General features: G+C 43.1%; 12 protein-coding genes. 3 read left to right on the forward strand and 9 right to left on the reverse strand.

Going from position 1 to position 11,807, the window contains the following annotated elements; translation table 11 throughout:
* The first annotated feature begins 38 nt into the window (after positions 1-38).
* The gene (locus AB5443_RS15505) at positions 39-995 is read left to right on the forward strand and encodes an acetylornithine carbamoyltransferase (RefSeq protein ID WP_022138111.1); all 957 of its coding nucleotides are present in this window, start codon (positions 39-41) and stop codon (positions 993-995) included.
* A gap of 120 nt (positions 996-1,115) precedes the next feature.
* Here AB5443_RS15505 and AB5443_RS15510 read toward each other — a convergent pair whose 3' ends face one another.
* From AB5443_RS15510 to rpmH, 7 genes are all read right to left on the reverse strand, one after another.
* On the reverse strand, positions 1,116-1,508 hold the full coding sequence (locus AB5443_RS15510) for a rhodanese-like domain-containing protein (RefSeq protein ID WP_195662930.1): 393 nt from the start codon (positions 1,506-1,508) through the stop codon (positions 1,116-1,118).
* A 14-nt stretch (positions 1,509-1,522) separates the two neighbouring features.
* Entirely contained in the window at positions 1,523-2,218 is a 696-nt protein-coding gene (locus tag AB5443_RS15515) for a NigD-like protein (protein ID WP_368114125.1), read from the reverse strand.
* Positions 2,215-3,363: an acyltransferase gene (locus AB5443_RS15520; protein ID WP_368114124.1), complete on the reverse strand. Its 1,149-nt coding sequence runs from the start codon at positions 3,361-3,363 to the stop codon at positions 2,215-2,217. The genes AB5443_RS15515 and AB5443_RS15520 overlap by 4 nt, the downstream gene beginning before the upstream one ends.
* Positions 3,364-3,370: 7 nt before the next feature.
* Positions 3,371-4,345 (reverse strand): D-alanine--D-alanine ligase, encoded by a 975-nt coding sequence (locus AB5443_RS15525; protein ID WP_073346675.1) that lies wholly within the window; start codon positions 4,343-4,345, stop codon positions 3,371-3,373.
* Positions 4,342-5,415, reverse strand: coding sequence for an RluA family pseudouridine synthase (locus AB5443_RS15530; protein ID WP_097677796.1), 1,074 nt, complete (start codon positions 5,413-5,415; stop codon positions 4,342-4,344). The genes AB5443_RS15525 and AB5443_RS15530 overlap by 4 nt, the downstream gene beginning before the upstream one ends.
* A gap of 26 nt (positions 5,416-5,441) precedes the next feature.
* On the reverse strand, positions 5,442-6,092 hold the full coding sequence (locus tag AB5443_RS15535) for a PASTA domain-containing protein (RefSeq protein WP_368114123.1): 651 nt from the start codon (positions 6,090-6,092) through the stop codon (positions 5,442-5,444).
* Between the two features lie 369 nt (positions 6,093-6,461).
* Positions 6,462-6,623: a 50S ribosomal protein L34 gene (rpmH, locus tag AB5443_RS15540; protein WP_005678985.1), complete on the reverse strand. Its 162-nt coding sequence runs from the start codon at positions 6,621-6,623 to the stop codon at positions 6,462-6,464.
* Between the two features lie 192 nt (positions 6,624-6,815).
* On the opposite strand from rpmH, the gene efp reads away from it, so the two are divergent.
* Entirely contained in the window at positions 6,816-7,382 is a 567-nt protein-coding gene (efp, locus tag AB5443_RS15545; protein ID WP_022137368.1) for an elongation factor P, read from the forward strand.
* A 73-nt stretch (positions 7,383-7,455) separates the two neighbouring features.
* On the opposite strand, the gene AB5443_RS15550 is transcribed toward efp, so the two are convergent.
* Both AB5443_RS15550 and AB5443_RS15555 read right to left on the reverse strand, forming a co-directional pair.
* Positions 7,456-8,856 carry an alkaline phosphatase gene (locus AB5443_RS15550; protein ID WP_022137369.1) on the reverse strand — a complete coding sequence of 467 codons (1,401 nt, stop codon included), beginning with the start codon at positions 8,854-8,856 and terminating at the stop codon, positions 7,456-7,458.
* Between the two features lie 75 nt (positions 8,857-8,931).
* On the reverse strand, positions 8,932-10,524 hold the full coding sequence (locus tag AB5443_RS15555; RefSeq protein WP_073346677.1) for a DUF6377 domain-containing protein: 1,593 nt from the start codon (positions 10,522-10,524) through the stop codon (positions 8,932-8,934).
* A gap of 243 nt (positions 10,525-10,767) precedes the next feature.
* Here AB5443_RS15555 and AB5443_RS15560 point away from each other — a divergent pair.
* Positions 10,768-11,807 (forward strand): alpha-amylase family glycosyl hydrolase (locus AB5443_RS15560; protein WP_368119620.1); only part of this gene is annotated, 1,040 nt, incomplete at its 3' end.

Raw genomic sequence — 11,807 nt, forward strand, 5'->3', positions numbered from 1 at the left:
TGAATTCATAAGACAATAACGAATTAATGATAGATAAAATGAAGAAATTTACTTGTGTACAGGACATCGGCGATTTAAAATCGGCCCTTGCAGAAGCATTTGAAATCAAGAACGATCGCTTCAAATATGTAGAACTGGGTAGGAATAAGACATTAATGATGATCTTCTTCAATTCCAGCCTGCGCACCCGTCTCAGCACACAGAAAGCTGCGCTTAATCTGGGGATGAACGTTATGGTGCTGGATATCAACCAAGGCGCCTGGAAATTGGAGACCGAACGAGGCGTTATCATGGATGGTGACAAGCCGGAACATTTATTAGAGGCTATTCCTGTAATGGGATGCTACTGTGATATAATCGGAGTACGTTCGTTCGCCCGTTTCGAGAATCGTGATTTTGACTATCAGGAAACGATTCTGAATCAATTCATCCAACACTCGGGACGTCCGGTATTCTCCATGGAGGCTGCAACCCGCCATCCGCTACAGAGTTTCGCTGACTTGATTACAATTGAAGAGTATAAGAAAACTCCACGTCCGAAAGTGGTCATGACCTGGGCACCGCATCCCCGTCCATTGCCGCAGGCCGTTCCAAATTCTTTTGCGGAATGGATGAACGCTACCGATTATGATTTTGTCATTACCCACCCTGAAGGATACGAACTGGCTCCCGAATTTGTAGGAAATGCCAAGGTAGAGTATGACCAGATGAAGGCTTTTGAAGGAGCCGACTTTGTATATGCTAAAAATTGGGCTGCTTATGCAGGCGATAATTACGGACAGATATTGAGCAAAGACCGCGCATGGACAGTAAGCGACCGCCAGATGGCCGTCACCAACAATGCTTATTTCATGCACTGCCTGCCGGTTCGCAGAAATATGATTGTCACGGATGATGTCATTGAAAGTCCGCAATCAATCGTCATTCCGGAAGCTGCAAACCGTGAAATCTCGGCAACAGTCGTTCTGAAGAAATTATTGGAAGGACTGGAATAAGTAAGACAAATAAATAAGGCACGGATTACGCGAACCAACACGCTTTTTAAAAGACAACCTATTCAAAACCGTGAAATCCGCGTAATCCGTGCCTAGATTATGACTAGCACTTCTTATTACTTATTTTTCAACATCCTTACCATTCGCCTGCCAGGAATTGAATCCCTTATCGAGGTCAAAGACTTTATAGCCTTTCGCGCCCAGAATAGCAGCAGCCTTCTTGCTTCGTTTGCCACTACGGCAATATACAGCCACCGGTCTGTCTTTCTGCAATAACGAGTCTGCCATTGCGGCAAAAGAATCATCCATCACATTGATATTAATCGTTTTTGCAATATGCCCTTCCGAATATTCGGCCAATGTGCGGACATCCAGGCGCTGTATATCCTCATTCTGAATAAGAGTATCGAAATCCTCTACATTCATTGACTGAAAGTCCCCTTTCTGCTGACAGGAGAAGAGGGAAGAAAGAAATAAAAATATTCCCACGATTAGTTGATTCATTTTAAACATATATACTCAATTCTTCAATTCAGTTCCGGGATATAGTCAAATCCGGGATTACAATATTTGTCTGACTCTTCGCCAGTCCCGTCCTCACCGTATTTGTAATATTTAAACTTAATCTTTATCGCCCGGTCAGGATTTTCCGCATCTACGTATTTCTCCAAAGGAACAGAGATATAAGCGCGTCGGTTGTAATACTCCGCATCACTGTTCGCATCATGATATAATAACATATTTACAATGCCTTTTGTTTCCAGTTCGGATACATCTTCCACTATGCCGAATACATGTCCCTTGCCGGTGCTGACTTTCAGATTCAAAATCATATTCAGATAATTTCGTCCAAGCCAAATGCTGACCATCTCTACAGGATCAGTCTTTACGCCGTCTTTATAAACCGGATCATCTTCCGGTTTGGGCTCCGGCGTCATAAGTGACTGCAAAGAATAAATACGGACACCGCCCGTCAGCAGTTCATAATTACTCATTACACGTCTGGAAGTATTCGGAGAAATAGCAGACTTTGTACGGTCTTCCAATACAGGCAACGACTCCCCTTTATCGGGGATAAGCGTCTGTATGCTACCATCCTCACCGGACACTACTGTAACAAATTCCAGTTGCACCGAAGGATAATAATAGTCGTCATCTCCACAAGCAGTCATCAGGAATAGCAATCCCCACAACCAGACTATATGTAATTTACTTCTTCTCATTGGCAGGCAGCTAAATGATTTACTAACGGATTGGAATACATCAATAACAACTTCTCACGCAAAAACTCCTCATCCTTATTCGGAATCTTTATCTTACCCAATTGTTGCTCAATATAGTTTATAAACCGTTGTTTCTCTTCTTCGGTATAGTTAGACGCAAACTTCGTCGTACCGTTCAGCAAATCGTAAGCCACATAATTACCCGGATAAATACGGTAGTTACGATGGATTCTACGGTCGAGACAAGAAGAAATACGGGCAAACAGTTCCGGTTTAGGCAATGAACGATCCAGACGTTGCAACTCATCATTCAGACAGGGGGCAACCTGGAAATGGACTCTGCCCTTATATCCGAACAGACCAGTCTGCATATTAATCAAATCGTCCTGCGTGGTCTTCTTATATCCTTCTACGTCCCTTTTCAATTGAAATTCCTGCGCTTTCAGAAAATCACAAGGGTCATATTCATATGAAATGGCAAGCGGAGCAATGTTCATTTCCATCAGACGCTCTACCAAATCACCTTCACCACCCATTGCCAGCATCTTCAGGACACTATCCTGTGTACGGTCATTGGAGTCTTTCGCACGCCCTTCACGCTGCGCAACCCAGATAGACTGTTTTTTCTGCGAAATGGTGTAATGCATATAACGTGACATCCGTGCCGAGGATTCAAGCATCTGCCGCATGGTCAATGTCCGCTGCACAATAAAGGATTTGTTGACACGAACCAGTTTCTTAATCCAGGGATAAATCAGCAGATTATCCCCAATCGCAATTTCCACGGTATCCATTCCCTGATCGATCAGCAAAATGGAAAGGAAACCCGAATCAAGGATAATATCCCTATGATTTGACATATAAGTATAGGCTTTGCTCTTGTCCGGTATAGCAGTGTGGTCAAGGGTCAATCCGGCCGTATGGTCGGCAGCGATCTTCCACAAAATGCCATAGCAGAATGCTTCCTGGAAATCCAGTTTTGTCTTACAAGCACGCATTTTCTGCGCCAGAAGTTCGAATGGGACGTTCGGTATAGCTCCTGTGGCGGCTTTCTGAAAAGCCGGATCAGCAATCAGTTCCTCAAAGATTTGAGGAAGCTCCTCATCATTATAAGGGCGAATATCATTAAACTCTGTCAGATCCATAACGCGATTAAAATTTGTTTTCAATAATATCGGTCATCACATCCTTTATCTCCAGTCCGGCAGCACGCACTTGCTGGGGTATAAAGCTGGTAGCAGTCATTCCCGGAGTTGTATTCACTTCGAGAAGGTTAAGCTTTTCACCGGCAGTCACTATATAATCCACACGGATAATGCCGGAGCAACCCAATATGTCATAGATAGCCGAAGTCAGCATCTGCACACGTCCGGTCAGTTCGTCCGAAATACGCGCAGGTGTGATTTCATCTACCTGACCATTGTATTTTGCATCGTAATCAAAAAACTCATTGTGCGTCACCACTTCCGTAGGCGGGAATACCACCGATTTCTCTTTGGTCTTATAGCAACCGCAAGTCAGCTCCGTTCCTTCCATAAATGCTTCTACAAGCACTTCTTCCGCTTCTCCGAAAGCCTTAACAATGGCAGGTTGGATTTGTTCTTTCGTTTTTACTTTCGTAACGCCGAAGCTCGAACCGCCCAGACTGGGCTTGATGAAGCAGGGCAAACCTATTTTTTCGATCACGTCTTCATCGGAAACCGATTGTCCACGGCGCAGCAGCAGTGATTCGGCAATGCGCACCCCAAAAGCTTTCAGATACTGGTTGCAGGCAAATTTATCGTAAGTAATGGCAGCAGCCAGTACCCCGCAGCAAGAATACGGAATACGCATCATGTCGAAATAACCTTGCAGGCGGCCATCCTCACCCGGTGTGCCATGAATGGTGATATAGGCAAAATCGAACACCACCTTTTCCGTTCCGTTCGTAAAACTAAAATCATTTCTGTCCACCGGAATTCGTTTTCCGTCCGGCAATTGTACTTCCCAGCGACGGCCTTCCATCTCCACAATGTACAAATTATACTTTTCCTTATCTATAAAGGAATAAATACCCTGTGCGCTACGCAGGGAAACTACGATTTCAGAGGTATCTCCCCCTGCTACGATAGCAATGTTGCGTTTCATTCTAATTCTCTATTACTGATATAGCCTCTCCACTTCTCGATAAGCCGGGTCATGTCATCCGGAAGTTCGGAAGTAAAGTGCATCTCTTCACCTGTGACGGGATGCACAAATCCCAACGTCATGGCATGCAAAGCCTGCCGGGGACAAGTGTCAAAGCAATTATTTACAAACTGTTTATATTTACTGAAATGAGTTCCTTTCAGTATCTCATGGCCGCCATAGCGTTCGTCATTGAACAGCACATGGCCGATATGTTTCATATGAACACGAATCTGATGTGTACGCCCTGTTTCCAGAATACATTCCACAAGAGTGACGTATCCCAACCGTTCCAATACGCGATAATGGGTTACGGCGTGCTTGCCTACTGTCGGGTCGGACATCACCGCCATCTGCATCCTGTCTCTCGGGTTGCGGGCGATATTGCCAATGATGGTTCCTTCATTCTGTTCTACAATTCCCCATACCAAGGCGCGATACTTGCGTTTGGTCGTTTTATTAAAGAATTGGAGTCCAAGGTTTGTTTTCGCATCCGGCGTTTTGGCAATCACCAGTAATCCCGAAGTGTCTTTGTCAATCCGGTGAACAAGTCCGACATGCGGGTCGTTCGCGTCATAATCGGGATTATCCTTCATGTGCCAGGCAAGGGCATTGACCAGTGTACCGTGGTAATTCCCGTGTCCCGGATGCACTACCAGTCCTGCAGGTTTGTTCACAACCATCAGGTACGGGTCTTCATAAACGATAGTAAGGGGGATATCCTCAGGAATAATTTCATTTTCATAGCGCGGACGATCCATCATCACCGTGATGACGTCCAACGGCTTCACTTTATAGCTACTTTTCACCGGTTTGCCGTTAGCCATAACGAATCCGTCTTCGGCAGCTTTTTGGATACGGTTGCGCGAAGCATTGACAATACGTTCGAACAGATATTTGTCGACTCTGACCATCGCCTGACCTTTGTCTACAACCACACGGAAGTGTTCGTAAAGTTGGGCTTCGTCACCGACAGGTTCTATATCATCCAAGTCATTTTCCAGTCCGTCCGGAAGTTCTTCCTCTATCATGTGAGTCTGTTTCTGTTATTTATCAATTAAAACCAACTGTCGTCTTGAACAGGTGATGTTTCCGATGCCACAGGCTTTTCCGTATCCGCATCGGTATCTATGGAGTCTTCTTCGGTCATATCGCCTGCTCCGTCTCCGACCATTAACGTCAGGGAAGCACCCATAGGTATTTTTTCTCCTGCTGTCAACTGGCGTCCCTGATACTTCACACCATACACCCAGTCTTTCTCGCCATGTATCAACTGAATTTCAGTCAGCTTGAAACCGGCACTCTGCAACTTGGCTTCCGCCTGCCGAAGCGAACTATTATCAGCGACATCAGGAATGACGCGCAAAGGAATATCCAATGTATTGACCGTCAGGTAGACAGTACGGCCTTCTTTTACTTTTTCTCCAACTCCCGGCTTCAGATCGAGAATAATACCTGCCGCCTCATCCTTCACATACTTGGTGTCGGAAATCACACATACCAGCCCGTGATTGCGGAACATTTTTGTGGCTTCTTCCACCGTCATACCTTTCACATCAGGCACCATGACTGTCTCACCATGATGTGTATGTATATCGAGCCATTTCAACACACCGAATACCATCACTATCACCACCACAATCATGGCGATAATATTCAACCAGAAAAATTTATTTGTTTTAAAAGAAAAGAATTCTTTAATAGTCATACGCATTGCTGTTAATATGCGCCAAAGATACGACAAAATAGTTGAATTTATGAAAAGTAGGCGATGAAAAATGTCCTCATTTACGATGCAAGGACACTAATCATCGCCAGAATTGCTGCAACTATAATCCCCACTCCTATAGATTTCAACAACCTTATTATGATTATACGGGTTTTCAAGTCCCGGATATATTCTTTCATCGTATATGTTTGCTTATGTTTTTCTATATTCGGCTACAAAGAAAAGCAAAAAACAATAAACGAGTGCCAACAGCGGAGTATTTTAACATTCTATTTTTCAAAAAATCATGGAAACAAAAAAGGCGGAGATCAATTTCTCCGCCTTTTTTGTTTCCATGATGGCAACTGATTACCACTTCTGTCCGTTGTACTCATCAGAAACAGTCAGTTTCTTTCTGCCTTTTGCACGGCGGGCTGCTAACACTCTACGACCGTTAGCGGATGCCATTCTCTCACGGAAACCGTGTTTGTTCTTTCTCTTTCTGTTAGAGGGTTGAAATGTTCTTTTCATTACTGTATCTTGTTTTTATGTTATTATTCTACGTAATCGGGCTGCAAAAATAGGCACTTTTTTTAAATTAACCAAGAGATAACTCATTTTTGCTCAAAAGTTTTTGTGTTTTTTACCGATTTAGATTACTGTTGCACTCGATTTCCTGTGAAAACAATTAAATTACAATAATATAAAAAGAAAAACAGCAGTATGATTAATGCTCAAGACATCAAAAACGGAACTTGTATCCGTATGGACGGAAAGCTCTATTTCTGTATTGAATTCCTGCATGTAAAACCAGGTAAAGGTAACACTTTCATGCGTACTAAACTGAAAGATGTAGTTAGCGGATACGTTCTGGAACGTCGTTTCAACATCGGTGAAAAACTGGAAGATGTACGTGTTGAACGTCGTCCCTACCAATTCTTATATAAAGAAGGAGAAGATTATATCTTCATGAATCAGGAAACTTTTGACCAACACCCTATCGCTCACGATTTGATTAACGGTGTTGACTTCCTGCTCGAAGGTATGGTATTGGATGTAGTTTCCGATGCTTCTACAGAAACTGTACTTTACGCTGATATGCCAATTAAAGTTCAGATGAAAGTAACTTACACAGAGCCAGGATTGAAAGGTGATACAGCTACAAACACATTGAAACCTGCCACTGTAGAATCAGGCGCAACTGTTCGTGTTCCGTTGTTCATCAGCGAAGGCGAAACAATCGAAATTGATACTCGCGACGGTTCTTACGTAGGACGCGTGAAAGCATAATTTACAAGAACATATAAAAATAGCCGGGAGTCATTGGACTTCCGGCTATTTTTATATACATACGGTTCTATTCTTATTTGTATCCTGCCGCTTTGGCAATTCTCTTCGGAATTTCAGTATTGTCTATCTTTTCACCAAACAAGTGAGAACCGGCTCCGATAGCGAATACCGGAACAAAACCTGCAGAGTGTCCGCCGCTTACCCAGCCGACCATAGATATTTCATCCATCACCTCTTTGGCACGTGCAGCCATCGGTTCGCTTTTTGAGTACATGCTTTCTGCAAATACCACCTTATTTTTCACGAATGACTTTTCAAATTCATCACGCAATTTCTTTTCCTGCTCCCAAGAGATAGGAAATTGTTTCCAGAAGCCCATTTCCTCACCAAGGAATGTTTTCATGTCTTCCCAAGTCACTTTATTGCCTTTTGATTTTCTCAATTCGCTGATACGTTGTGAAAGTCCGTCAGCAGAATGTTTCTGATATTGCAATGCTTTCAGGTTCAACGCATACTTTCCTGTACCAAGTACGATACCACCTGTTTCATGGTCGGCAGTGACAACAATTAAAGTTTCTTTCGGGTGCTTCTTATAGAATTCGTAAGCTACCTTAACAGCATCGTCCATATCTTTCACTTCATTGAACACAGTAGCAGCGTCATTAGCATGGCAAGCCCAGTCGATCTTTCCACCCTCTACCATCAGGAAGAAGCCTTTGTTCTTGCCTTTCGTCAGGAAGTCGATAGCGCTTTCGGTAATCTGTGCCAATGTCAAATCACCCTCTTTGCGGTCAATGGCATAAGGCAGGCAGGACGGATTTGCTCCTTCTTCCTGGATAAGAATCATTTTGTCAGCTTTGCCGGCTTTCGCTTTATAGTCATTGTAACCACGCGCCACTGTATATCCTGCTTCTTCAAAAATAGGGAAAATACTCGGAGCCTCTTTCTTGTCAAAAGAGGTATTCGGTTTCAGGAAACCACCGCCTGCATAGAAATCAAAATTAGCCTTCGGTAAGTCAAGGGCAATTTCATAATTCATACCACGGTCCGGTTGGTGTGCGTAAAATGCGGCCGGAGTGGCATGGTCTACACTAACAGAAGTAGTGACACCTACTTTCTTGCCGGCTTTCTTCGCTTTTTCGGCTACTGTCTGAATCGCATTCTTATCTTCTCCTACAGAAATAGCATGATTATACGTTTTCTGCCCCGTAGCCAATGCAGTGCCTGCGGCAGCAGAGTCGGTTACTGAATTTGTCGCAGAGAAAGTAGTTGCCATGGTAGCAACCGGGAATTGAGTGAATAACAAAGGTTCGACACCAATACGTCCGTTTTGAAGTTCGGCCTGGTACATCTCCGTACCATTCACTTGGTTCACTCCCATCCCATCCCCGATGAAATAGAATACGTACTTTGCCTGACCGTTTGCAACAACGGAGATAAGGACAAAGAACAGTGTGTAGATTAACTTTTTCATTTTTTAGTAAGTTTATTATTAGATTAGTCGTCTACAAAGATAGGAAAAAAAAGAAGAAATTAACCGGATGCCATATTACAAATTCATCACATCTTGCTCAAACCTGTCCTTATCACCGGCAGCCTTGTTACGCATCCGGCTACGATAATTATAAATGGTAGCCAGAGAATATCCCAAGAAATGGGCAATCTTGTTACTATCTACCACTCCCAGGCGAATAAGGGCAAAAATACGGAGTTCCGTTGTCAGCAGTTCGTCGGATTTCGGATATATGCGCCCCTCTTCTACCAGCAAATCATTAAAAGCGGTAATGAAATTAGGGAACAGTTTCAGGAAGGACTTGTCGAACTCATTATAAAATTCATTCCGTTCATCACGGATGAACTGCTCGGACTTTATGGCTTTGAACAGGTCTTCGATACGGGATGCCATAGCCAATTTAGCCAATGAACGGCGATAAGTTTCCAGTTTATCCAGATAGTTGACACATCTATCGAGATAACGGGCGATATATACTTCTTTAATTTTCCCCGTTTGTTCTAGTTCTTTGTTTACTGCCTGCATTTGTTTGTTCGCCAAACTTAAATCACGCCGCATGGCAGACAGTTTCTTCATCCAGCGATACAAATAGAAAACGGCAATGAGAAGAAAGAAAGATAGCATACTGACGCTGACAAGCATTGCCTGTGAAACCGCACGTTCTTTTTCTTCCTTCAGTTTATAAGCCTTGTCGATAATAGGAAAAAATTCGGTCACCTCAATAAAACGCAGGCGGGCATTGCAAGCTACGGCGTCTTCCATCGAACAGCTCAGATATTTGTAAGCGCGGTCTACATCGCCCAATTCATACATCAGGTGCGCCAGCTTCTGCAACGAAGCATACTCCCTGACAGAAGATTCCAAATCAGCAATAGCTGTCAATATCAGATAATAGACTTCTTGTTCCGTATCTTTTTTCATCCCATACGCTTCGGACATCGTATAATATATATATACTTTCTGACGCTCGTCGGCCGCATCTTTCAGCGCGTCACCAAGCATCACCAAAGCCGTATCAGCTTTGCCTGTGACGATGCATTGTTCTGCCAATACAATCGTGCGGTTTATTTCCGGCGGCATAATACTTATGATGGAGTCGCGGTATAGATCAGTCTTCTTCAGATATTTCTTCTTTTCTTCCCGATTGGTGGTATAGTCTGCAAGCCAGCCATAGCAGGCACGATACGTCTGATAATAGGACAACAATGTTTGTTCGTCCAACTTCGCCGGATTTATTTTCTCCAGTTCTTCCATGGCTTCAATGTACATTCCCATCACTCCCAATGCCGTGGCGCGGTCAATGATTATCTCGTTTGCTAATTCCGGACGTTCCAGTTGAGGAAGAATCTGCTGTCTCCTATTTATATAATGAAGCGCAGAATCTGCCTGATAATGAAGATAGGCATCGAATAACGAACCATATAACCTATATTTATCAGCAGGAGTAACCGAATGGGCAAGTTGCACTTTCAAAGCATCAATATCCTTCTCTTTCTGAATCTGAAAGGTTTCTTTCTTATTTATAATATCATCCAGCCTTTTAAGAACTGCCGCATTATCTGTCTGTTTTGCAAATAGCAAAATCGGGCAAACTAAAAGAAAAGCGAAGATATAGGTTATATTTCTCATAGGTCACTTTTTAAAGATGTCACAAATATAATGAATATAGTAATGATTATGAAATATACGGTCAAAATAATTTTAATTCCTACTTGTATTTTCTTATAGTCAGTCAGCCGTCAATATCCTCATTGTCAACACAATAATCATCAGAGGTATTTATATTTATATTCTAGTCCCAAAATACTGCATCCTATCCCCCTACATTTGCAACATCGGTTCTCCGAGCAAACATTTAAAATCTATGTTACCATGAAAAAGAATTTTCTATTTGTAATCTTACTTGTACTACTATTCGGTTGCAGTCCTGTATATGCCGCAATTAGTATAAAAAAAGTAGCCCCTACTTTTTGGTGGGCAGGAATGAAAAACCCGGAACTGCAAGTTTTGCTATACGGTGAAGATATAGCGTCTGCAGAAGTCAGCATCTCTTCCCGTGACATCACTCTGCAAGAGGTAGTTAAACAAGAAAATCCGAACTATCTCATTATCTATCTGAATACATCGGAAGCAACTCCGCAGACATTCAATATTATCCTGAAACAAGGTAAAAAACAAACTGCCATTCCTTACGAACTCAAACAAAGAAAGCCGGATGCTTCCGAAGTGGAAGGATTCGACTCCGGCGATGTGCTTTATCTTATTATGCCGGATCGTTTCGCAAACGGTGATCCTTCCAATGACATAATTCCCGGAATGTTGGAAGCGAGAGTAGACCGCAACGATGCCTTTGCCCGCCATGGCGGTGATTTCAAAGGAATAGAAAAGCATATGGATTACATGGCAGATTTAGGAGTGACTAGCATATGGCTGAATCCGATTCAGGAGAATGATATGAAGGAAGGTTCTTATCACGGCTACGCCATCACTGATTATTACCAGGTAGACCGCCGCTTCGGGAGTAACGAGGAATTCCGGAATCTTGTAGACCAGGCACATGCCAAAGGAATGAAAGTGGTAATGGATATGATTTTCAACCACTGTGGAGATGAAAACTATCTGTATAAGGATATGCCTTCCAAAGATTGGTTCAACTTCAAAGGAAACTATGTACAGACGAGCTTCAAGACTGCCACCCAACTAGACCCGTACGCGTCTGATTATGAAAAGAAAATCGCTGTTGACGGTTGGTTCAGCCAGGCTATGCCCGATTTTAACCAACGAAACCGTCATGTAGCTACTTATCTGATTCAGAACAGTATCTGGTGGATAGAGTATGCCGGTATTAACGGAATCCGCCAGGATACACACCCTTATGCAGACTTTGACATGATGGCTCATTGGTGCAAGGC

This window comes from Bacteroides sp. RTP21281st1_H5_RTP21281_210402 (assembly GCF_040918965.1).
Classification (GTDB): domain Bacteria; phylum Bacteroidota; class Bacteroidia; order Bacteroidales; family Bacteroidaceae; genus Bacteroides; species Bacteroides congonensis.